The 21,732-nt window shown below is 73.1% G+C and carries 17 protein-coding genes and 1 tRNA gene; 7 read left to right on the top strand and 11 right to left on the bottom strand.

The genetic code is table 11. The features are described from left to right. Positions 1–650: 650 nt before the first annotated feature. Both ACH4E8_RS29315 and ACH4E8_RS29310 read right to left on the bottom strand, forming a co-directional pair. Entirely contained in the window at positions 651–2,066 is a 1,416-nt protein-coding gene (locus tag ACH4E8_RS29315) for a sensor histidine kinase (RefSeq protein ID WP_398453794.1), read from the bottom strand. Beyond that, the gene (locus ACH4E8_RS29310; RefSeq protein WP_398453791.1) at positions 2,063–2,785 is read right to left on the bottom strand and encodes a response regulator transcription factor; all 723 of its coding nucleotides are present in this window, start codon (positions 2,783–2,785) and stop codon (positions 2,063–2,065) included. Before ACH4E8_RS29310 ends, ACH4E8_RS29315 begins: the two co-directional genes overlap by 4 nt. Before the next feature lie 248 nt (positions 2,786–3,033). Between ACH4E8_RS29310 and ACH4E8_RS29305 the strand changes: the two genes are divergently transcribed. After that, a complete protein-coding gene (locus ACH4E8_RS29305) occupies positions 3,034–3,534 on the top strand; it encodes a hypothetical protein (RefSeq protein WP_398453789.1) in 501 nt (166 codons plus the stop codon). Positions 3,535–3,555: 21 nt separating this feature from the next. Here the strand turns inward: ACH4E8_RS29305 and ACH4E8_RS29300 are convergent, their stop codons facing one another. Together ACH4E8_RS29300 and ACH4E8_RS29295 are read right to left on the bottom strand one after the other, a co-directional pair. Continuing rightward, positions 3,556–4,413, bottom strand: a complete 858-nt coding sequence (locus ACH4E8_RS29300) for a spermidine synthase (RefSeq protein ID WP_398453787.1) — start codon at positions 4,411–4,413, stop codon at positions 3,556–3,558. A gap of 66 nt (positions 4,414–4,479) precedes the next feature. Then, on the bottom strand, positions 4,480–4,917 hold the full coding sequence (locus ACH4E8_RS29295) for a hypothetical protein (RefSeq protein WP_398453785.1): 438 nt from the start codon (positions 4,915–4,917) through the stop codon (positions 4,480–4,482). 213 nt (positions 4,918–5,130) lie between these two features. Between ACH4E8_RS29295 and ACH4E8_RS29290 the strand changes: the two genes are divergently transcribed. Next, a complete protein-coding gene (locus ACH4E8_RS29290) occupies positions 5,131–6,564 on the top strand; it encodes a tetratricopeptide repeat protein (protein ID WP_398453783.1) in 1,434 nt (477 codons plus the stop codon). Positions 6,565–6,868: 304 nt separating this feature from the next. Here ACH4E8_RS29290 and ACH4E8_RS29285 read toward each other — a convergent pair whose 3' ends face one another. Genes ACH4E8_RS29285 through ACH4E8_RS29270 form a run of 4 tightly spaced genes read right to left on the bottom strand, consistent with a single transcriptional unit; the run spans position 6,869 to position 12,135 of the window. After that, positions 6,869–8,269 carry an AAA domain-containing protein gene (locus ACH4E8_RS29285; protein WP_398453954.1) on the bottom strand — a complete coding sequence of 467 codons (1,401 nt, stop codon included), beginning with the start codon at positions 8,267–8,269 and terminating at the stop codon, positions 6,869–6,871. 2 nt (positions 8,270–8,271) lie between these two features. Continuing rightward, the gene (locus tag ACH4E8_RS29280) at positions 8,272–9,858 is read right to left on the bottom strand and encodes a hypothetical protein (RefSeq protein ID WP_398453781.1); all 1,587 of its coding nucleotides are present in this window, start codon (positions 9,856–9,858) and stop codon (positions 8,272–8,274) included. Next, positions 9,855–11,153: a hypothetical protein gene (locus ACH4E8_RS29275; protein ID WP_398453779.1), complete on the bottom strand. Its 1,299-nt coding sequence runs from the start codon at positions 11,151–11,153 to the stop codon at positions 9,855–9,857. Before ACH4E8_RS29275 ends, ACH4E8_RS29280 begins: the two co-directional genes overlap by 4 nt. Then, on the bottom strand, positions 11,071–12,135 hold the full coding sequence (locus tag ACH4E8_RS29270) for a phosphatase PAP2 family protein (RefSeq protein ID WP_398453778.1): 1,065 nt from the start codon (positions 12,133–12,135) through the stop codon (positions 11,071–11,073). The genes ACH4E8_RS29275 and ACH4E8_RS29270 overlap by 83 nt, the downstream gene beginning before the upstream one ends. A gap of 217 nt (positions 12,136–12,352) precedes the next feature. On the opposite strand from ACH4E8_RS29270, the gene ACH4E8_RS29265 reads away from it, so the two are divergent. From ACH4E8_RS29265 to ACH4E8_RS29250, 4 genes are all read left to right on the top strand, one after another. Then, positions 12,353–12,958 (top strand): histidine phosphatase family protein, encoded by a 606-nt coding sequence (locus tag ACH4E8_RS29265; RefSeq protein ID WP_398453776.1) that lies wholly within the window; start codon positions 12,353–12,355, stop codon positions 12,956–12,958. Positions 12,959–13,070: 112 nt separating this feature from the next. Continuing rightward, positions 13,071–13,403 (top strand): hypothetical protein, encoded by a 333-nt coding sequence (locus ACH4E8_RS29260; RefSeq protein ID WP_361534676.1) that lies wholly within the window; start codon positions 13,071–13,073, stop codon positions 13,401–13,403. A 278-nt stretch (positions 13,404–13,681) separates the two neighbouring features. After that, a complete protein-coding gene (locus ACH4E8_RS29255) occupies positions 13,682–14,347 on the top strand; it encodes a bifunctional DNA primase/polymerase (RefSeq protein WP_398453774.1) in 666 nt (221 codons plus the stop codon). Beyond that, positions 14,338–14,411 (top strand) — tRNA-Lys (locus tag ACH4E8_RS29250). Before ACH4E8_RS29255 ends, ACH4E8_RS29250 begins: the two co-directional genes overlap by 10 nt. Before the next feature lie 86 nt (positions 14,412–14,497). Here the strand turns inward: ACH4E8_RS29250 and ACH4E8_RS29245 are convergent. Next, positions 14,498–15,970, bottom strand: a complete 1,473-nt coding sequence (locus ACH4E8_RS29245; RefSeq protein WP_398453772.1) for a M6 family metalloprotease domain-containing protein — start codon at positions 15,968–15,970, stop codon at positions 14,498–14,500. Positions 15,971–16,507: 537 nt separating this feature from the next. Here ACH4E8_RS29245 and ACH4E8_RS29240 point away from each other — a divergent pair. After that, positions 16,508–18,253: a putative bifunctional diguanylate cyclase/phosphodiesterase gene (locus ACH4E8_RS29240; protein ID WP_398453769.1), complete on the top strand. Its 1,746-nt coding sequence runs from the start codon at positions 16,508–16,510 to the stop codon at positions 18,251–18,253. A 274-nt stretch (positions 18,254–18,527) separates the two neighbouring features. Here the strand turns inward: ACH4E8_RS29240 and ACH4E8_RS29235 are convergent, their stop codons facing one another. Both ACH4E8_RS29235 and ACH4E8_RS29230 read right to left on the bottom strand, forming a co-directional pair. Beyond that, positions 18,528–20,210 (bottom strand): glycosyl hydrolase family 18 protein, encoded by a 1,683-nt coding sequence (locus tag ACH4E8_RS29235; RefSeq protein WP_398453767.1) that lies wholly within the window; start codon positions 20,208–20,210, stop codon positions 18,528–18,530. Between the two features lie 323 nt (positions 20,211–20,533). Next, positions 20,534–21,643, bottom strand: a complete 1,110-nt coding sequence (locus ACH4E8_RS29230; RefSeq protein ID WP_398453765.1) for an LLM class flavin-dependent oxidoreductase — start codon at positions 21,641–21,643, stop codon at positions 20,534–20,536. Positions 21,644–21,732 lie beyond the last annotated feature (89 nt).

Below are 21,732 nucleotides of genomic sequence, written 5' to 3'. Positions count from 1 at the left end.
AACCCCCAGGCGGATGGGAGCACCGGCGAACGCCCCCGCTTCGGCGGGGGCTTCGTCGTTCCCGGGCGTTGCGGATTGGCTCGTTTCTACTCACCGGGGTGGGTGCTGCGGTGATCGCCAAGGGGGTGTTCCCGCGGGAACACCCCCGGCGATCCCGCGGTTCTGAGTGGTTCTGAGTGGCATCGAACTGGGCTGGTTTGCCCTACTTTCCAGCGTCGTCGCAGGTCACAGTAGGGTCAAAAAACTGGTTCGAGTCCCGTCACTCACCCTGATTGATCAAGGGCCCCGGTCGCGAGACCGGGGCCCTTGGCTTTGTGCCCAGTGGCTGCCTCAGGGGCGCCCGTGGGCCCGTCTGACGGATCAGGCGATCGGGCTGGGCCAGCATCCCCCGCGACCGGGCCGGGGCCGCCGAGAAAAGCGCGCGTCCCGGTCGGATGTGGGGGGGGTGGGGCCGACCGGGACGCGCGGGTGGGGGGTTGTGGTGCAGGTGGATCGGTGCCCCGCCGACGGCGCGGCGAGGTGAAGAGCACGTTAGCGATTCGTAAACCGGCATCCAGCGCATAGCGGACATGGAGCGCGGTTTTTAGGGCCGCCTTAAGGACAGCATCGGCTTCGGTTAATCTCCGGGACGCCTCGGGGTGCAGCGCGGCTCAGAAGTCGCCGCGGACCCGGCGTCCCGCTGTGATCAGGGTACGCCGGCGGTCCGGGCCGCGATGACCGCGACGGCGCTCCTCGGGGGCGCCGGGGACGGCTCCGAGGCCGATCCAGACCCGTACCTCCGTGCCGCCCAGGACCGAGCTGCCGATGCGCACGTCCCCGCCGGTCGACTCGGCGACCCGGCGCACGATGTCCAGGCCGAGGCCGGTGGAGCCGTCGCGGGCGCCGCTGTTGCCGCGGGCGAGCGCGGCCGCGGGGTCGGCGATGCCGGCGCCGGCGTCGGAGACCAGCACGATGACCGCGTCCTCGCCGTTGTGCACGTCCACGGAGAAGGCCGTGCCCTCCGAGGTGTGGCGGAAGACGTTGCCGAGCAGGGCGTCGAGGGCCGCGGCCAGCTCGGGGCGGGCCACCGGGATGCGCACCGGGCGGTCGACGCCGGCGACCCGCACCTTGCGCCCCTCGTCCTCGGCGAGTGCGGACCAGAAGTCCATCCGCTCGCGCACGACTTCGGAGACGTCGCAGCCCGCGCCCGGGCCGACCGCCGTGGTCTGCGGCTTCGCCTCGCGCGCGGTGCGGATGATGATGTCGACCTCCCGCTCCAACTGCTCGACGGCGGCCCTGGTCTGCTCGGCGGCCGGCCCGTCGCCGAGGGAGGCGGCGTTCAGCCGCAGCACGGTGAGCGGGGTGCGCAGCCGGTGGGAGAGGTCCGCGGCCATCTCGCGTTCGTTGGCGAGCAGTTGGACGACCTGGTCGGCCATCGCGTTGAAGGCGATGGCGGCGGACCGCAGCTCGGTGGGACCCTCCTCGGGCACCCGGGCGCCCAGCCGGCCCTCTCCCAACTCGTGGGCGGCGCCGGCGAGGCGCTGGGCGGAGCGCACCATCCGCACGCCCAGGCGGTCCGCGACCGCGACGGAGCCGACGATCAGCGCGAGGCCGACGCCGGCGAGCATCAGCCAGGCGGTGACCACGCCCGTGCTCATCTCGCTGCTGGGGACGAAGACTTCGACGACCGCGACCCGGCTGTCCTTCATCACGGTCGGTTGGAGCAGCACGGAGCCGCCGGTGACGTGGGTGGTGGCGGCGCGGCGCAGGTCCTGGACGAGCTCCTGGTCGGCCTCGCCGGCCCGCTGCGTCCCGATGTCCACGGGTCCGCCGCCGTCGCGGCCGGCCGGCACGTGCACCGACATCCGCCCGGCGGCCCCCGCCTGGGTGGCCTGGACGGCGACCTCCAGTGGGGCGCGCTCGGTGGTGATCGACAGGGTGGGGGCGATGGCGGCGGCCTGGCGTTCGGCATTGGTGAGCGCCCTGTCCTGCGCCATCTCCTTGATCACCAGTCCCAGCGGTACGGCGAAGGCGACCACGACCATCACGGTGACGGCCAGTGCGACCTTGACCAGCGCCCATCTCATCTCTGATGACCTCGTTGGTGTTCTGTTTGTCCGGTGGGGGGTTCGAGCTTCACTCCGACGCCGCGGAGCGTGTGCAGATAGCGCGGCCGCGCCGCCGTCTCGCCGAGCTTGCGCCGTAGCCAGCTCAGGTGGACGTCGATGGTCTGGTCGTCGCCGTAGCTCTGCTGCCAGACCTGGGCGAGCAGTTCCTTGCGGGGCACGACGACGCCGGGCCGGCCGGCGAGGAAGGTCAACAGGTCGAACTCACGGCGGGTCAGATCGAGGGGGGAGCCGTCGAGTTCGGCCTGGCGGCGCAGTGGATCGATGGAGAGTCCGCCCACCTGGATCACACGTGACGGCGGGTCCTCCCCGGCCGCGACGCGGGATCGCCGCAGCACGGCCGCCATCCTTGCGGACAGATGCTCCACGGAGAAGGGTTTCGTGAGGTAGTCGTCGGCGCCGTCGTTCAACAGCCGTACGATCTCGGCCTCGTCGTCGCGCGCGGTGGCGATGATCACCGGTACGTCGGTGATGCCGCGCAGCATCTTCAGCGCCTCCGAGCCGTCCAGATCCGGCAGACCGAGATCGAGAATGACCACGTCGAACCGGAAATGAGCAACCTCGCGCAGCGCTTCCAGGGCCGTGCCGACGCTCCGCACCGTGTGGGACGCCTCGGTCAGGTGCCGGATCAGAGCGGAGCGCACGAACTGGTCGTCTTCGACCACGAGCACACTTGCCATGGGCCGCACCGTACGCCATATGGAGTACCCGGGGGCCCACCCGAGTGACCGTTCGCGCAGTCGTTCGCCATCGCGGCGCGGTAGTTGACGACCGCGTGATATGCGGAGCAAGCCCATCCTCTTGGGGACACGAGTGGGTTGTGTGGTGCAGTATGGCCCCGATGCGTAGAGGACTTGTACATGCCATTGCGTGGTCGCTGTCCACCGGGGCGGCGGTCACGCTGACGTGGTGGGGCGTGCACACGGTGATGTCCGGGACCGCTTACGACCGACCGCGCGCCGTGCCCATCAATGCCGGGGACACTCCCACCACCCAGGCCAAGCCCCGCGTCTCCAGCACCCATCGGCCCCCGCCCACGTCCTCGGCGCAGGAGCCGGGGAACAAGAAGGGCGAGGCGGACCCGGGGAAGGCGCCGGGCACTTCGCTCGTGAAGGACCGTGATTCGTCCACCCGGCCGAGCGACGAACGGCCGGCCGCGGACCGGCCGACCACCGCGTCCGACGGCCCGCCGGCGAAGCCGTCCGGGGAGATCCGGGGCGAGACGGTCGAGGGCGGCCGGGTCGTTTTCATCCTGCACGAGGCTTCGGCGGAGCTGGAGTTGGCGACGCCCAACCCCGGCTGGCAAGTGCAGGTCTGGAAGGAGCCGACCTGGATCCGGGCCACCTTCACCAAGGACGGCAAGGAACAGTCGGTGTTCTGCGTGTGGAACGCGGGTCCGCCGAAGATCGAGTTCTACAACTCGCCCTGACGCACGGTCCCCCGGGTCGGCTCAGCGGAAGGCGTCGGGGGGCGGCGCGGGTGACGGTCGGGCGTCGGCGTCCTTCACCGGGGCGGCGCCCCCGGTGAAGTCGAGGAGGGCACGGCCGTGCTCCACCCGCCCCGGGTGCGGATCGCTCGCCACCCTCCGGGTCAGCTCCGCGATCGGCAGTTCGCCGTCCGCGCCCAGCAGCACCGCGTTGCCGAAGCGCCGCCCGCGCAGGACGACCGGGTCGGCCGCCAGCGCACAGGTGCCGAAGGAGGCCGCGACGGTGGCGACTTGGGCTCGCAGATGCGCCAGCGGCGGGCCGTCGGTGAGGTTGGCCGCGTACCAACCCCCGGGCGCCAGCACCCGACGGACCTCACCGAGGAACTCGACGCTGGTGAGGTGCGCCGGGGTGCGGGCACCGCTGAACACGTCCGCGATCACCAGGTCCGCCCAGGCGTCCGGCAGCTTGCCGAGCGCGGCGCGGGCGTCGGCGGTCCGCACCCGGATCCGGGCCCGCGCGTCCCAGGGCAGGTGCGCGCGGACGAACTGCACCAGCGCCTGGTCCACCTCGACGACCTGCTGCGTGGAGCGGGGCCGGGTGGCCGCGACGTACCGGGCGAGGGTGCACGCGCCGCCGCCCAGGTGCAGCACGCGCACCGGCCGGCCCGGCGGGGCCACGAGATCGGCCACGTGGCCCAGGCGCCGCTGGTACGCGAAGGACAGGTGCGTCGGGTCGGCCAGGTCGACGTGGGACTGCGGGGCGCCGTCGAGCAGCAGCGTCCAGGCACGCTGACGCTCCGGGTCCGGCACCAACTCCGCCGTACCGCCGTCCACCCGGGCTACCACGGATTCCTCTCCGCGCCGCCGACCGCTCTTCGCCATCCGCCCATTATCGACATCGAAGAAGCGTTTCGCCTGATGGGGGGAGGGCGGTGCGGCGCGGGGGCGTCAGCTACATCGGTCGACTGCCTCGATCAACCGGGCCGCCTCGCCGAGGGCCTCCCGCAGCACCTCCGGGTCGGTGACCTCCTCCCCGCCGCCGGGCGGCAGCAGCCACCGCCGGTCGCAGGTCGCCCGGGCGGCCTGGTGCCCCGGGAGGCGCGGCAGCGGCCCCTCGGTCCGGGTGCACGCGCTGCCGGGCACGTCCCAGTCGCCGGCCGTGCCGGACGGCACGAGGAAGCCGAGGGTGTCGCAGTCGCCGTCGTGCAGGACGGGACCGACCGCGGGAGCGGCGGTGCGCCGCAGGATGTCGACTGCTTCGAGGCCCTGTCGGGTCGGGACGGTCACCAGATCGCACGGCTCCTGGTCGCTGACGGCCGCCACGGGCTCTCGCGTGCCGCCGTCGACGCCGGTCTCCAACAAGGGGATCCCCTCCTCGCTCACCACGAGACACGGATTGCGCCTCCAAGGGGTTCAACGCCCGGGGGCGTCAAGGGCTACGGCAACACTCCGCCGCAAAGGATGGCACTTCATGGCAGATCCCGGGGGAGTTATCGCCTTTATGGTCAGCTTTGCGGTCAAACCCCCGGCGAAACCGGCGCAGCAGCCGGTACGTTCATGCCTCGCCGGGAACACGGCTGCACCAGAGAGGGCTCGGCCATGGCGTCGTCGTCACGGGCATCGCGGGCGGTTCCCAACCTCGCCTTCCGGCGGTTGCGCGGCCAGCGCTCCCCCGGTGAATTCGCTGCGGTCGTGCGCAAGGCGGCCCGGGAGATCGGCGAGCAGGTCTCGTGCGACGCCCGTTACATCGGGCGCGTCGAGGCCGGCGAGATCCGTTGCCCGAACTACGCGTACGAGCGGGTGTTCCGGCACATGTTCCCCGGGCTGGACCTGACGGACCTCGGCTTCACGGCCAGGGAGCGGGTACGGGGCGGGGGGCGCGCTCCGGCACGGCCCGACGCCGCCCGGAGCACGGCAGTCACCGCGGCGGACCCCGCGGTCGAGGCCGCGGCCCAAGGCACTGCCGACAGCACCGACGACAGCAAGAACGACGAGGAGAGCGACGTGTTGCGTCGCGCATTCATGACGGGCGGCTCCGCCACGGTGGCGGCCGCCTCCTTCGGACTCGGGCTCGGCGCCGTACTGAGCGCCCTGCCGGAGCCCGGTGCCGGGCCCACGGGCCGGCGCATCGGCGACAGCGAGGTCCTCGCCGTCGAGGACGCCGTACGGCGGATCCGACTGCTGGACGACCGGCACGGGGCGGACGGGCTGTACCAGCGCGCCGCGCAGCCGCTGCGGGCGGCGTACGTCCTGTTGGACGCCGGTTTGACCGCGCGCAGTTCGACGATGGACCGGCTCCAGTCCGGCGCGGGCGAACTCGCGCTCTCGGTGGGCTGGTTGGCCCACGACTCGGGTCGGGTGGCCGACGCGCGCTCGCACTACGCGGAGGCGCTGGCGACGGCGCGGATGGCCGGGGACGCGGCGCTGGAGGCGCACGCCTTCTCCAACGCGTCCTTCCTGGCGCGGGACGCCGGGCGGCACCGGGAGGCCGTGCGCTGCGCGCAGGCGGGCCAGCGCGCGGCGGACGACCTGGGGTCGCCCCGGCTGCTGTCGCTGCTCGCGCTGCGGGAGGCGGGCGGCTGGGCGGGGCTGGGTGACCGCGCGGGCTGCGAGCAGTGCCTGGGGCGGGCCCACACCCACTTCGCGCGCGGCGCCGCGGCGGCGGACCCGGAGTGGATGTCCTTCTTCGGCGAGCCCGAGTTGGAGTTCCTCCAGGCGCAGTGCTGGGCCCGGTTGGGGGCGTGGGCGCGCGCGGTGCACCACGCACGGCGCGCGGCGGAGCTCCAGGACCACCGCTTCACCCGCAACCTCGCGCTGTACCGCGCCGAACTCGCCACGTCGCTGGCGCACGGCGGTGCGCACGACGAAGCGGCGGAGGCGGGGCACGGGGTGCTGGACCTGCTGGACGGGGTCCACTCGGCGCGGATCCAGTCCATGGTCGCGACCACGGCGACGGTGCTGGCCCCGCATCGGGGGGCGGAGGGCGTCCCGACGTTCCTCTCCCGCTGCGAGTCCCTCCTCCCCCGCGCGTAACCCCCTGCGGGCAGCCAGCCGACCCCGGGGGTTGCCCGCACCCGGGGGCCCTCGGGCACCCGCTGGCCACCACCGCCGTTGCTTCGCGGGCGCGTTGGCCTCCGCGGGTGCACTGTGGCTGTTCGCGCAGTTCCCCGCGCCCCTAAAACCCCTGCCCTCAGCCGGCAGACAGATGACGGGCGCAGCGAAACAGGGGCGCGGGGAACTGCGCGAACAGCCCGCCACCGGGCCGCGGAGGTCGACGTACTCGCGGGGCAACGGCGAGAGGGCAGGCGCGTCAGGGGACACGTCCGGCCGCGGCGCGCTACGCCCCGCGCAGCGGGACGCGGTGGGAGGACCATTGGTCCCAGGTGGACATCATCGCCTCCCAGCCGTCGGGGAACTTGACCTGGACGCCGAGTTGGACCGGCTCCGTGGACGGGTGGTCGTCCAGGAGGTCGGCGACGCCCGCGCGGCAGACGACGACGCAGGCGTGGCGGTGGCGCGAGGCGAGCACGCACAGACGGCCGGTCTCCAGGTGGAAGGCCGTGGCGTCGGGGCGGCCCGAGAGCGGGTGCAGCACGACCGTGAGGTCGAACTCGCGGCCCTGGAGGCGGTTCGCGGTGTCCACCGTGACGTCGTGGACGCCGAGTTCCGCGAGGGCCGCGCGGATCGCCGCCGCCTGGTCGCGGTGGGCCGTGCCGACCGCGATCCGGTCGGCCGTGACGGGCGTCGGCTCCGCCCCCCGCATGCTCGTCGCCGCGCCCCCGCGGTCCAGCGCCCGCCGCACCACCCGGGCCACGGCGCGGACCGCCTCGGGGTCCGTGCGGGGCGTGTGCCGCGCCGGCAGCTCCAGCAGGCCCCAGCCGGACGCCGCGGCCTCGTCGACGACCCGGTCGTACGCCGAGCCGTCGGACGCCACCCCGAAGGAGAGGAGGCGGTCCTCGGGGCCGGTGCCGCTGCGGAAGGGGGTGTACGGGTAGAACGCGTCGGAGACCAGCGGCGCCGCGGACGCCGGCAGCCGCCAGGACACCGGGAGCCGGTGCTGCGGCAGGTCCGGGTTGTGCGACAGCAGGGTGGAGACCGCGCTGGCGGAGGGGTCGTACGACAGCCCCGCCCACTGGTCGGCGCCGACGATCGCGAAGGGGTCGAGCTGCCCCGGGTCGCCCACGAACAGGGCGCGTTCGAAGAGTCCGGCGACGGCGAGGAGCGCGTCGGAGCGCATTTGGTACGCCTCGTCGACGATGGCGTGCGACCAGGGCTCGACGCCCCGCACGTGCGCCCACTTCGCGGCCGTGGAGATCACGACGTCCTGGCCGACGAGGTCCGCCGCCTTGGCCGACTTCCGTACGGACGGCAGGTCGTCGAGGGCCTTGTCGTAGGGGTCGGGGTCGCTGCTGTGGAGCCGGCCGACGGGCAGTTCGGGGTCCTTCTCGGCGAGCCGGAGCACCAGGTCGTCCACCTGGGCGTTGGTCTGGGCGATCACCATCAGGGGGTGGCCGGCCGCGGCCAGTTCCCGGGCGGCGCGGACGACGAGGGTGGACTTGCCGGCGCCGGGCGGGGAGTCCACGACGACGCCGCGGCTGGTGCCGTGCAGGGTGTCGGCGAGGATCGCCTCGGTGGCGCGGGCCGCCGCCGCGGCCGCGTCGAACGCGCGGTCGGCGACGCCGTCGGGGGCACCGCCCGACGGGGCGGCCCCGGGGACGCGGGGCGGGCCGGGAAGGATCGTCACAGGATGTCCTCCGGGGTCACGGGGTCCGGGTCCTCCGCGGACGCGGTCGGCGGGCCGCCGTGCGTCCACGGCGTGTCTTCCGGCTCGGGCAGCTTGGGTCCGCCGCGCTGGTCGTGCTCGAAGAGGGTCCAGGCGATCCGGTCGCCCTTCTCCGGCACGGACCCCTCGGCGGGCTCCTTGGCGCGGCCCATGCGGTCCAGCAGCCGCAGCACGAGCGCGCCGTCGGGCTCCTGTCGGACGAACTCGGCGGACTGCGGCTTGCCGTCCAGGGAGCGGTACGCCTTCACGCGCTCGCCCAGGTGGGGGCGGTCGTCGGTGCGGACGGTGACCAGCGGTCGGGGCGCGGGGCGCTTCGACTCCGACCAGGCCATGACGACTTCGGTGACCTCGCAGGTGAACGCCTCGCCGTTGAGCCGACGGCCGGCGAGCACCAGGGGGTCGTCCAGGGCTTCTTGGGCCTCCAACTCCGCCTGCGCGGTCTCGCGGGTGGCGAGCTTGCGGGCGGCGGTCACGGCGTCGTCGCGGCGCGGCTGGGGCGGCTCGCCGGCGCGCACCCGGTCGCGGTGGGCGGTGAAGGACCAGCGGTCGCGCGTCCAGCGGTCCGGCACGCGGGCGCCATCGGGCAGTCGGCGCAGCAGGTCCAGGGCGTGCCACACCGCGTCCCAGGTGGGCTTCAACTGGGTCGCCAGCAGTCGGCGGATCTCCCGCTCGGCGACGGAGAGTTCGCCGAGCCAGCCCTCCGCGTGCGCGCCCTCCTCGGCGGCGGCCAGCCGCAGCCGCAGCCGGTCGTAGCTCTCGACGGCGGGGGCGAGGAGGCGGTTGTCGAACGCGGGGTCGGTCGCGGGGCCGGCGGGCGGGCAGAGCAACTGGCCCTGTCCGTCCCGGCCCAGCTCGGCGCGGAGCGCCGCGTCCGCGCCCGACTCCCCCGCCGGCGGGTCGATCCAGGCGAGCAGCGCGCCCAGGTGCTGGTCCTCCAGGGAGGACTGGCCGGTGGCCCAGTGGCGGTTCAGCAGGTCGGTGGCGGCGAGCAGCAGCGACGAGCCGGGGACCCGGGCCCGCTCCCCGTAGTGCGTGAACCAGCGGCCGAGGAGCGGTACCCGCGGGGGCGCCGGGTAGGGCGCGTCGGGGTCCTGCTCGGAGGTGCGACGGAAGCGCATGGAGCGGCCGAGCAGCCGGACGAACTCGACGCCGGCCCGGCCGGGCACCACGATCTGCGGCGCGTCGGCGCACAGCTCCGCCTCGACGGTGGTCCGCTTGCCGGTCTCGGGGTCGGCCGCGGTGCGCTCGATCAGCTCGACGTCGTCGGCGTACGCGTCGAGGTGCGGCAGTACGACGTCGGCCAGCTCGGCGAGGAACGCGAACCGCAGCTCGCGGTCGCGCGGCTGCGCGACGGTCAGCAGCCGCGGCGCGTCCCGCTCGGTCCCGACGAGCGCCCCCAGCGGCGCCCCGGCCTCGCCCGCGGTCGTCAACGGCACGAAGACGAGCGGCCGGTCCGCCACGTGCCGATGCCGCACGGTCGCCAGCGGCTGCGCCCGCCCGGACTCGACGGCTTCGAGCCGCGCCAGGGTGGTGATCAGGCTCATGCGTGTCCTTCGCGGGTGCTGTGGTCCCTGCCGGAGCGGGGGTGCGGCGGACGGGCCGCGGGGTCGCCCGGCGACGGCCGGACGTCCCGCACCGGGCCGTGGGTACCGCCTGCCGCGGGCACGCCCTGCGCCTTCGCCGCACCGGGCGCCGGCAGGGCGTCCGTGGTCGAACGGGGCGTCGAGAGGGCGTCCGCGCGCAGTGCTGCCGCGCGGCGTAGGGCCGCGACAGCCGGGTCGTCCGGGTCGCCGGCTTCGCCGCGGGCCGCGGCGAGGACCGCGCCGATGGTGGTCAGGCCGCCCAGTTCGCCGCGGAGGGAGCGGCCGAGGGACTCGACGGCGCCCTCGCAGCGGGCGCGGTCGCGGCAGTGGAACGCCAGCTCGCAGGAGGAGAGGCACTCGGGGGCGTACGCGGCGGGGACCTCGGACACCGCGGCCGTCAGCTCGGCCGGGGTGCGGTCGAGGTCGAAGGTGGTGCCCTCGGGGAGGGCGGCGGCGATGTCCTCGATGCGGGTGAGGCGGGAGAGCTGGCGGCGGGTGACGGCCACCTGCTTGCGGACGTCGACCGCGGACCCGGTGGGGAGGTTGGAGAAGTCCTTGGGGCAGACCAGCAGCACGCTGTGGGCGACCTCGGCGCCGGGGGTGCGGGCCGCGACCCGTGCCAGCGCGAGGACGTACACCGCGGCCTGGCGCGCGGCGGCGCCCACCTTCGCGGCGTCGGCGGCGGCGTCGATCATCGGGAACGACTTGATCTCGACGACCGTCCACCGCCCGTCGGGGTGGACGACGACCGCGTCCGGCTCCAGGTAGGCGGGGGACCCGGCGATCTCCAGGGCCAGCAGGGGGTGGCGCAGCAGGGTCCACTCGGCCGCGGAGGTCGCCTCCCGCAGGGCCAGCGCGGTGCGGGCCGCGCGGCCCTCCGGGCCGGCCGCGGTGAGGTCGGGCAGCCGGAAGGCCCCGCCCTCATCGACGCCGAGGAGCTTCATCAGCGCGGCGCCGCCGTCCGAGGTGACGCGCGCCTCGAAGGCGTTGCCCCGCATGAAGGCGAACTGGGACTGGCCGAAACCGGACGGCGAACCGAGGGCGGCGGCCAGCGCGGTCTTGTCCACCCCGGCGCCGTCCAACAGCGCGCGCCGCTCGCAGCCGGGGTTGGCCGCGAGGGCGGCGAGGGCTCGGGCGTCCAGCGGTTTGGGCCGTGCGGCGGGGCCGCGCAGCTCAGCGAGCCGCTGCCGGAGTGCTGTCGCCGGCTCCCGCGGAGGGGCCTGCCGCGGTGGTCCGCTGTCCAGGGATTCGCTCACCCGGGGAAGTCTGGCACCCCGCACCGACAATCGGGGATCCGGTGTCGTCGGCGGCGTCGGGGGATGTCCCGTCCGACGGTGGGGAGTTCTGCGGCTCGCGGGACGGCCGGGGCGTCCCGGCGCCGCTCACCGCGCCCTCCGCACCCTCCGCGTTTCCCTTCGGCTCCTGCTCACCGGCCGCCTCGGCGCCCTCGGGCGTACCGTCAGCACCACCGGCCACGACGGACGCCCCGCCCGCGCGGCCCTGGATCCGGTCCAGCACCCGCAGCGCGGGCCGCGTCAGCAGCAGGCCCAGGCCCATCACCGCGGCGCCGGCGACGGCGTCGAGGAAGTAGTGGTTCGCGGTGCCCATCACCACGATCGTGGTGACCAGCGGGTACGCCACGCCCAGCCAGCGCAGCAGCGGGGTGCGCCCGTGGCGCCAGAGCATCACGCCGCACCACAGCGACCAGCCGACGTGCAGGCTGGGCATCGCCGCGTACTGGTTGGTCAGATTGCCCATGCCGCGCGGTGCGCTCGCCTCGCCGCCCCACCAGCCGTACGAGCTGTACTGGGCCATGGTGTCGACGAAGCCGTGCGTCGCGTCCAGCAACCGCGGCGGACAGGTCGGCATCAACGTGAAGCCGACGAGCCCGAGGAGCGTCGAGATCATCAGCCAGGCGCGGGCCGCGCGGTAGCGCAGCGGGCGGCGCCGGAAGAGCCAGACGAGGATGATCGGCGTGACCAGGTAGTGGAGCGAGGCGTAGATGAAGTCCGCGGGGATGCCGATCGCGGGGACCTCGGTGAAGAGGTCGTTCAGCGGGGTCTCGAAGTCCAGATAGAGCGCCTTCTCGGCCCGGAGTATGGCGAGGCCGTTGTCGACCGCGGTCGAGACGTCACCGCGGGCCACCAGCCGGCCGGCCGAGTACGCGCAGTAGACCACCGCGATCAGCAGAAGCTCGGCCCACCAGCGTGGCCGGTGGCGAGCCGTGATGTACGACATCCGTAGGTTTCCCCCCTCATGCTCCGGTGGGTCGGTGGCCACCGGTCAACCGTACGGTGTAAGGGGCGGCGCTCGGTCGGTGGGTGCCGACTTCCGGAGTGACGCCCCTAGTGTCCCTCAGGTTGCGCCCGGGTCGACGCACGTTCACGTGTACGACGAGTACCTGTCGGGTGCACGATGATGAGAGGCCACCACCGAACTCAGGGGGCTTTGCACCATGGCACCACGCGTCCTGCTCGTCCGACACGGTCAGACCGAATGGTCCCGACTCGGCAAGCACACCGGTCGTACGGACATTCCGCTGCTGGAAGAGGGGCGGCGCGGGGCGAAGCTGCTGGGCGAGCGGCTGCGCCGGGCCCCCTGGGAGGGGCTGCCGGACGTGGAGGTCCGCACCAGCCCGTTGGCCCGGGCTTCGGAGACCTGCGAATTGGCCGGATTCGGCGACCGGGCGACGCCCTGGGACGCGCTGATGGAGTGGGACTACGGCGCGTACGAGGGCCGTACGACCCCGCAGATCCAGGCGGACGGGCGGCCCGACTGGGTCATCTGGCGCGACGGCGTCATGGGCGGCGAAACGCTGGCGGACGTGACCGCGCGGGCGGACGAGGTCGTGGCGTGGGCCCGCTCGGCCGACCGGGACGTGCTCCTCTTCGCGCACGGGCACGTGCTGCGGGTGCTGTGCGCCCGCTGGCTGGGCTTCGACGCGGCGTTCGCGGCGCGCATCTACCTCGCCCCGACGTCGCTGTCCCTGCTGGGCTGGGCGTACGGGGAGCCGGCGCTGGTCCGCCTGAACGACATCGCGCACCTGGAGGACCAGGCGTAAGCGCCGACCGGCCCTCTTGCGGAGGGCGGGAGAATGGAGCGGTCGCGAGCGGGGACGGTGCACGGCCCCCTCGCGGTGCGCCCCGCACGCCGCCCGGACCGAAGGAAGTGCCATGACGGAACACCCGCAGCCACGCAAGCCGCGGCCCGCCGCGCTGCTGTTCGAGCCTGCGGAGGTGGCCGCGGACCAGGAGCACTTCTTCGACCTGGAGTCGATGGATGACCCGCGGGAGCTGCTGGCGCGGGCGACGGAGCTGACGCTCGCGTTCCGGGCGGCGACGGACCGGGCGGTGGAGTACCAGGCGCTCGCCGCGGCGCAGCTCGCCGACCCGCGGCGGTTCGACCGGCTGACGCCCGCGGACATCGCGGAGCGGGCGGGGTGGACCGAGGACTACGCGAAGAAGATGATCGAGTTCGGGCGCGGCCTGCGCAACGGCACGCCCTGAGCGCATTGCCCTGTGAGGCCGTGTCCGCAAAGTCCCGCGCACGCCCCTGCACCTCTGGACGCAGCCGCGGTTTCCCTGTGGGTGCGTCACGAGGGCGCGCGCGGACGCGAACGTACGAGCGAGTGGAGCCGCACCCTAGCGAACACCCGGACGAATCTGCCCGGGAACTTCACATCTGGCATATGCCGGGGCGGCACGATACCCCGCGTCGCGCCACGTTGTCCTCGCTTTGGGGACACTCTGGAACCATGCGGTCACAACCGGTAGACGTAGGTGCCATGAGTGCATCGCTGCGAGACGACCACGACCTGCTGCTGTCCGTCGGCGAGGAGGAGCGCCCGACGGACCTGTTCGCCCTCCTGGCGGAGGAGCGCAAGCAGCACGTCGCCCAGGTCACGGCGCAGGGCGCCAGCTGGCTCGTCTCTGCAGGAACGTATCCGCGCTCGCTGCTCACGCACTGGGAGAGCCGACCGTCCGCTCCCGCGGTGCTGCCCTGCGGCACGGTCTTCGACGTCGTGAACGTGCCCGCCGTCTTCGGACGGCAGATGCTGGACCGCCTCTGGGAGGAAGGGCCGGGCTCCGGGCCCGTCGCCGCCCACCGGGGCCGGATGCTGCTGTTCGCCGCACCCGGCACCGCCTGTCGACTGCCGGCCCTGCTGGCGTGGGAGGAGTGGGGCGCCTCCGTACCGCCGCTGCTCTACCACGGGACCGGGGACGCGGTGACGGTCCCGCCGCTCGTGGCCGGGGACGACGCGGCGGAGGGCGGCGGTCCGCGCTGGCTGGTCGCCCCGGGGACCCGGCACCCCTGGCTGCCCGGGCCCGACGTGCTGCTGTGGGCGTGCGTCCGCGCGGCCCGCGCCGCGGTCGCCCCGGGCCTGCGGGCATCGATTTCTCGTCCCGCGGACCCGGGTGCTAATGTCTACGACGTCAGCAGGCGCCGCTAGCTCAGTTGGTTAGAGCAGCTGACTCTTAATCAGCGGGTCCGGGGTTCGAGTCCCTGGCGGCGCACAGACGGAAGAAGCCCCTCGCGACAGCGGGGGGCTTCTTCGTGTTCCGCTTCTCCGTGTTGCCCTCGGGGTCCCACCGCCGAGGTCTCAGCCGGGCGTGACCTTCACCGTCCACGCGCCCGTCGACGTGCGGTCGGCCACCTCGATGCGGGTGCGCTCCCCCGAGGCCCCGGCGAGAGTGAACGTTTCGCCGACCCCCAGCGGCGCATCGGCCAGCCGCGGGTAGACCGAGCGGTCCCAGCACGCGTCGGTGTCCGGGTGGGTGTCGACGACCTCCACCGGGCCGCCGCCGGACGCCGCCTCCGCGTCGATCCGGTAGAGCAGCACGCCCTCCGTGCAGGTCGTCCGGTCGTTGCCGACGGCGCCGCGCGCCTCGATCGCCAGGGCCGAGTCCGTACCGGTGCGCACCACCACCAGCCGGGTGCCGAGCCCCCCGCCCGGCGCGGGCTCCGCGCCGACCGGCTCCAGGGTGATCAACTCGGGCCGGGTGACGCAGCGCACGTCGCGGTCGTCCAGCCAGCCCAGCTTCCACTTGTGCCAGGCGAAGAGGTCGGGGGCCATGCCGAACTGGCTGCCCATGACGTCCCAGTCCCCGACGTGGGTGTCCCAGTCACCCTTGCCGTCCACCGGGCGGTGGTAGAGGTCGGGCAGGTCGAAGACGTGCCCCGTCTCGTGGGCCAGCACGTTGCGGTCCGGCGGGTGCTGCTCGAAGACCGTGACGACGCGTCTGAGCTCCGTCCCGTCGTAGGTCAGCGGGCGCTCGAAGTTGACGACCTTGGTGGCGTCGGAGTCCACGCCGGGGGCGTCGGGGTCGGCGACCAGGTAGACCACGTCGTACCGGGAGAAGTCCACCTGCCGGTCGGCGGCGTCGAGGGCGTCCCGCAGGTACGCCCGCCGCAGGGCCGGCTCCCAGTCACGGCTTATGTCGTACGCCGACGACGGCTTCGGCATCCGCACCCAGTCGCGCTCCGGATGGGCCCGCAGGCTGAACCGGCCGTAGGAGGCGCGCTCGAAGTAGGCGCTGGTCGAGGGGAAGTGGTCGGCGGCGAGTTCGGCGGGGGTGGTGCGCGGGGTGGAGTCCGGGAAGGACAGGAACACCATCACCGCGTCCAGGTCCTCGACGGGGCGGGGGTAGGAGTCGTTCCAGGTGTCGAGGCCGAGGGAGTGGTGCGCCTGGGTACGCGGCAGGGCACAGGAGGCCGACGACGTCTTGGCCACGGCCGGGCCGGCCACCAGCGAAGTGGCGGCGAGCGCCATGAGGGAGGTGAGGGCGGCCGCGGCGCTGCGGGCGCGCCGGCGCTCTCCGCCGCCGTCACCGCCGGCGCTGCCGCTTCCGGGGCCGGGGCCACCGGGCCCGCCGCCGGAGCCGCCGCGCCCGCCGGGGCCGGCCCGGCCGCCCGGCGCGTGCCGCCCCCTCCGTACGCCTCCGCCGCCCCGGGTGAACCCCTCCGACCCAACGGGCCCACGAGGCCCAGCGTCGTACTCAGGAAGCTCGGGCAGCTCAGAAAGCTCGGGGAACTCCCGTCCCTCCAGATCGGCCGGGTATCGACAATCGAACATTCGGCCGCCCTGCACTCCCCCGGGCGGACCCGGGGATGGCTGCTGACGCTCCACGTCGACCTCCGGCTGCGAAATGGGGACACCTCGACGACCACCTTGTGGTGATTTCAAGGCGTACGACCAGTTCCACTGCCCCAGTCAGGTGACCGGCCCGAAACCGGGCCGCAATCGAGCCGATACCGGAGCACCCGAGAACCGGCACCGCCGGCGCTCCGTCGGGCGTCAGGAAGACGCAGTCCGGTCAGCGCGGGATCAGAACGACACTTAAGGGTGCTCCAGGTCGGGCAGACTTACGCAGAAACGATCTGTCAAAGTGCGCCGAGGACAGACGCCCCAGTGGCGGAGGTGGAACGGCCGACAGGCCAGCCTCTATGATCGGCACACTTTCCCCGGGTCCGTTTCCTGAGCTTTCTTCAGCTTTTTCGGTCTTTCAGCGCCTCCCTGCTCTCCCTGAAGCTCTCTCGGTCTTCCCGGTTCATCCGATCTCCGATCTCTGACTCTTTCCGACCACATCCACGACACAACTGCACTGCGGGAGTGAATGCGGTGAGCGGATCCCCCGAAGGAACAGGGCCCGGACGGGAGTACCGGACCGCGTTCGACGCGGCCCCCCTCCCGATGGCGGTCGTCGGGCCCGACGGTCACGTCGTCGGCGCCAACCCCGCCTTCGCCGGACTCGTCGGTCGAGACCCGGTCGGCGCGCGCGCCGCCGACCTCACCGACCTGGCGTCCGACCGCCGCATCTGGCAGGCGTACCGCGACGTGCTGCGCCGGCGGCGCCCCCGACTGCGCTGTACGCGACGGCTGAAGCACCCCGACGGGCGGGTGCTGTGGGTGGAGGTCGACCTCGCTCCGCTGTCCGGCAACGAGCGCACCGCGCTGTTGTGCGTCACGGACGTCAGCGACCGGCGCGAACTGCGCGCCCGGGTGCGCCATCTGGAGATGCACGACGCGGTGACGCGGCTGCCGAACCGCGCGCTGTTCTTCGAACGGCTCACCACCGCGCTGGAGTCCGCCGCGTACGACTGCAACTCCACCGGGCGCATCGGGCTCCTGTACCTGGACGTCGACGGGTTCAAGGCGGTCAACGACGCGCTGGGGCACCGCACCGGCGACCGGCTGTTGACCGCCGTGGCCGCCCGGCTGACCGAGTGCACGGCCCGCGTCGAGCCACCCCGCTGCGGCGGCGGCCATCTGGTGGCCCGGCTCGGCGGCGACGAATTCGCGGTGCTCGTGGAGGAGTCGACGGGCACGGAGCAGTTGTCCGACCTCGCGCGGTGCGTGCTCGCCGCGCTCCAGCGGCCGTTCGAGCTGGACGGGCAGCAGCTTTCGGTGACGGCGTCGATCGGAGTCGTGGAGCGGGGCGCGGCCGGCACGACGGCGACCGGTCTGATGCAGGCCGCCGACACCACGCTGTACTGGGCGAAGGAGGACGGCGGGGCCCGGTGGACCCTGTTCGACCCGGAGCGCAACGAGCACCGGCTGACCCGGCAGGCGCTGTCGTCCTCGCTGCGGCCGGCGGTGGAGCGCGGTGAGTTCGTGGTGGAGTACCAGCCGTTGGTGGGACTCGCGGACGGGGCCGTGCACGGCGTGGAGGCGCTGGTGCGCTGGCAGCACCCGCAGTTCGGGACCCTGGCGCCGAATCGGTTCATCTCGATCGCCGAAGAGGACGGCTCCATCGTGCAGTTGGGCCGGTACGTGCTGCGGACGGCCTGCCGGCAGGCGCGCCGGTGGCGACAGGAGCACCCGGGGAGCCGGCCGCTGGTGATGAGCGTCAACGTGGCCGTACGGCAGGTCTGGGACTCGGACCTGGTGGCGGACGTGGCGGAGATCCTGGCGGAGACGGGGTTGCCGGCGCACCTGTTGCAACTGGAGCTGACCGAGTCGGCGGTGATGGGCTCGGCGGGCCGGCCGCTCCAGGCGCTGCAGAACCTCAGCGACATGGGGGTGCGGATCGCCATCGACGACTTCGGTACGGGGTACTCGAACCTCGCGTACCTCAGCCGGCTGCCGGTGTCGGTGCTGAAGCTGGACGGGTCGTTCGTCCGTGCCTTCCAGGACGAGGCGCCGCCGAACCCGGCGGACGAGACGATCGTGGAGGCGCTGGTGCAGTTGGCGCACCGGCTGGGGCTCACGGTCACCGCGGAGTGCGTGGAGACGGCGGGGCAGGCGGCGCGGTTGCGGCGGATCGGTTGTGACACGGGGCAGGGGTGGCACTACGCGAAGGCGCTGCCGCCGGAGCGGATCGCGGAGCTGATCGCCCTCCCCGCGCTTCGGGCGTAGCCCGGAGCGCGGGTACTTGCGCGGGCCGCCCCTGCGGCCCGCGCCGCCTGGCGGGACTCCTCGGGCAACCCGCAGCACCCTTGGACACCTTCGCCGTGTCCCTGCGGGTGCGATCGTTCCGACGCGGGGCCGCGCGGGGGGCCGGGGAATGGGTACCGCCCCCGCCCGGGGAATCTCCGGGCGGGGGCGGTGTTGTGGGGGGAATGCAGTGGTTCTAGGGGGCGGTGCCTACGCGGTGGTTAGCTGTGGGGGGCACCGCGTAGGCACCCGGTGTTCAGCAGGGACCCTGGTCGCGCCAGACTCCCCACTCGCCGCCGGTGCCCGGCTCGCTGCCCTGGTTCCACCACTGGGCCTTGTAGGAACGGCCCTTGTGGGAGACGACGGCACCGGCGTTGTAGACGTCGGCGGCCGCCCAGGGGGTGCCGCAGGCGGGGCTGGGCGACGGGTTCGGGTTGCTCGGCGAGGGGTTGGGGTTGCTCGGCGTCGGCGACGGGGTGGGCCGCACGCTCTCGCCGACCGCGGCGACGACGTCGTTCAGCAGCTTGGTCTGCTCGTCCAGGCCGATGAGGGAGTACAGCATCGCCCCGCCCAGGCCCTTGCTCTTGGCGTACGCGGCACGGGCGTCGATGGCCCGCTTGTCGAGCCCGGTGAAGAACTCGCCGTCCTTGTAGAAGTACGCGGCCTTCGCCTCGTCGTCCCAGAAGGTGGTCGCCGGGTTGTCGACGATGCCGCCGAGCTCCTTGTAGTTGGCGATGCCGGCCGCCTGGCTGAGCGGACGCGGGGCGCTGCCGCCGTTGGCGGACTGGGCCAGACCGTTCTTCGCGCCGGCCGGGACGTTCTTCCAGCCGCGGTAGTACATCTCGTAGCCGAGGGTCAGCTTGTTCGCCGGGAAGCCGCCGGCGATGCCGTAGGCGGGGCTGCCGTCGATCCAGGCGCGGACCGCGTTGTCGACCGAGTACTTCTCGGTGCCCGGCGCGATCGGGTTGGTCGGGTCGGACGGCGGCGAGTACAGCGGCGACTGGTGGTACGTCGGGCCGGTGGAGTTCCAGGCGCCGTGCATGTCGTACGTCATGATGTTCGCGTAGTCGAGGTACGCGCCCACCTTGTTCGTCTCGATGTGCTTGATCTTGTCCTGGCCGGCCGGCATGGCCGCGGTCAGCAGGTACTTCTTGCCGCCGTTGGCCGCGCCGTACTCGTCGAGCTGCTTGCGGAACTCGGCGAGCAGCAGGGTGAAGTTGGCCTTGTCCTCGGGCCCGTAGTGGTTGCCGAGGTGGCCGCCGTTCGAGCCGGGGTACTCCCAGTCGATGTCGATGCCGTCGAAGACGCCGGCCGCGGTGCCCGGGCCGCCGAAGCCGTCGGCCTTGGGGACGTCGCCGGTGAGGTACTGCTTGATGCAGGAGGCGACGAGCTTCTTCCGGCTGGCGTCGGTCTTCGCCGCGTCGTGGAAGTACTTGGAGTACGTCCAGCCGCCCAGCGAGATGTTGATCTTCAGGTGGGGGTGCTTGGCCTTCAACTTCTTGAACTGGTTGAAGACGCCCGCGATGGGCTGGTCCCACTTGTCGCCGACGCCGTCGACGCTGTCCGCGGCCGAGAAGCTCTTCTGGTAGTCGGCGTACGAGTCGCCCGCGCCGTCGCCGGCGTTGGGGTTGTTGTCGTCGCCGGCCGCCTTGTTGGCCTGGAAGCAGGTCAGCTCGGTCGGGTGGATGTTGCCGAACGAGTAGTTGATGATGTCGAGCTTCTTGGCGATGCCGCGGGTGTCCAGGTGCTTGGGGTAGAAGGCGTTGCCGTACACGCTCCACTGGTCGTAGTACGCGATCTTCACCCCGGCGCTGGCCGGCGCGGCGGCCGTCGCCTGGGCGGGCGTGCTGGCGTTGCCCGTCGCGGCGAAGCCGGCGAGGACGCCCGCGGCGACTGCCGCCGTCGTCACCGCCGCGATCAGGGGTCTGCGGGAGCGCACGAACTGCCTCCGTGTGTGGGGGGAACTGGTGGGGATGCGGACCCGCTGTGTGCAACACGGGCCGGGAGAAAGAAATAGCGATCCGGCCGGCGTTCAGTCAATGGTCTCGACCAACTTCCAGCAAAGAAGGACTAGACCAATTTCGCGGTAAAAGCCCTCGTCAGAGCGTTGTGATGAGAAAGATGAAGAAGTCCTCACCGTCACTGACGAGTGCTTTAACCACGTTTTAAGGATCAGTTAAGGGCGGAGTTAACCGATCTCGGGGACTGTTCAGCGATGAACCATCCAGCGGCGCCCCTCGGCCGCGACGAGCCCCCCTCGACTCACGGCCGAGGCGGAAGCGGCCCTTCCGGCAACCCGTAGGCGTCCGCGATCAGTTCGTACGAACGCAGTCGCACCTCGTCGCCGTGCACGTTCGCGGTGATCATCAACTCGTCGGCGCCGGTGCGCTTCTGGAGGGAGTCGAGCCCGTCCCGCACCGCGTCGGGCGTGCCGTGCACGATGTTCGTCAGCCAGCCGTCGACGAAGTCCTGCTCCGCGGCGGTGAAGCGGTGCGCCCCGGCCCGCTCCGGCGTCGGCATCAGCCCCGGCCGCCCGGTGCGCAGTTGGAGCATCGCCAGCGCGCCCGTGAGCACCTCGCGGCGGGCCTGCGCCTCGTCCTGCGAAGCCAGCGCGGCCACGCCGATCAGCGCGTACGGCGCGTCCAGCACGGCGGACGGCCGGAAGGACTGCCGGTAGAGCTCCAGCGCGGGGACGGTGTTCTGCGCCGAGAAGTGGTGGGCGAAGGCGAACGGCAGCCCGAGCGCGCCGGCGAGCCGGGCGCTGAAGCCGGAGGAGCCGAGCAGCCAGACCGGCGGCCGGCCGGTGGGCCCCTGGACGGGACCGGGCACGGCGTGGATCCGGGCGTACGGGTGTCCGTCGGGGAAGTCGTCGTCGAGGAACCGGGTCAACTCGGCGAGCTGCTGCGGGAAGTCCTCCGCGCCCTCGCCCGGCCGCGCGGTGCGGCGCAGGGCCGCGGCGGTCGCGCCGTCCGTGCCGGGCGCCCGCCCGAGCCCGAGGTCGACCCGCCCCGGCGCCAGCGCCTCCAGGGTGCCGAACTGCTCGGCGATCACCAGCGGCGCGTGATTGGGCAGCATCACCCCGCCGGACCCGAGCCGGATGGTGGAGGTGTGCGCCGCGAGGTGGGCGAGGATCACCGCCGGCGAGGTGGAGGCCACGCCCGGCATGGAGTGGTGTTCGGCCACCCAGTGCCGGTGGAATCCCCGCGCCTCCGCGAGCCGGGAGAGGGACACGCTGGTGCGCAGGGCGTCGCCCGCGGTGCGACCCTCACCTACGGTGACCAGGTCGAGTACGGACAACGGCACCGGCGCGGCGCCGTGCGCCGTGCCCCTGACGGGGTCGCCCCCGGAGGTCTCCTGCCTTGTGTGGTCCACCGGTTCAGCCCTTCGTGCGCGGACGAGAAACGTACATCAGGGCGACAACGGGAGGGTCCCTCCGGTTATTCCCGGGTCCCGGCCCGGTT

Origin of the sequence: Streptomyces sp. NPDC017979 (assembly GCF_044328175.1) — a bacterium.
In the GTDB taxonomy this organism is placed as follows: Bacteria; Actinomycetota; Actinomycetes; order Streptomycetales; family Streptomycetaceae; genus Streptomyces.
Note: the sequence above shows the minus strand (reverse complement) of the source record. Positions and strands in the feature narration are given on the sequence as shown.

Coding starts and splice junctions, on each gene's coding strand:
- ACH4E8_RS29315 (WP_398453794.1), bottom strand. CDS start 2,066: ATGAGATGGGCGCTGGTCAAGGTCGCACTGGCCGTCACCGTGATGGTC.
- ACH4E8_RS29245 (WP_398453772.1), bottom strand. CDS start 15,970: ATGTTCGATTGTCGATACCCGGCCGATCTGGAGGGACGGGAGTTCCCC.
- ACH4E8_RS29300 (WP_398453787.1), bottom strand. CDS start 4,413: ATGGCGAAGAGCGGTCGGCGGCGCGGAGAGGAATCCGTGGTAGCCCGG.
- ACH4E8_RS29260 (WP_361534676.1), top strand. CDS start 13,071: ATGACGGAACACCCGCAGCCACGCAAGCCGCGGCCCGCCGCGCTGCTG.
- ACH4E8_RS29265 (WP_398453776.1), top strand. CDS start 12,353: ATGGCACCACGCGTCCTGCTCGTCCGACACGGTCAGACCGAATGGTCC.
- ACH4E8_RS29280 (WP_398453781.1), bottom strand. CDS start 9,858: ATGAGCCTGATCACCACCCTGGCGCGGCTCGAAGCCGTCGAGTCCGGG.
- ACH4E8_RS29255 (WP_398453774.1), top strand. CDS start 13,682: ATGAGTGCATCGCTGCGAGACGACCACGACCTGCTGCTGTCCGTCGGC.
- ACH4E8_RS29310 (WP_398453791.1), bottom strand. CDS start 2,785: ATGGCAAGTGTGCTCGTGGTCGAAGACGACCAGTTCGTGCGCTCCGCT.
- ACH4E8_RS29290 (WP_398453783.1), top strand. CDS start 5,131: ATGGCGTCGTCGTCACGGGCATCGCGGGCGGTTCCCAACCTCGCCTTC.
- ACH4E8_RS29305 (WP_398453789.1), top strand. CDS start 3,034: ATGTCCGGGACCGCTTACGACCGACCGCGCGCCGTGCCCATCAATGCC.
- ACH4E8_RS29270 (WP_398453778.1), bottom strand. CDS start 12,135: ATGTCGTACATCACGGCTCGCCACCGGCCACGCTGGTGGGCCGAGCTT.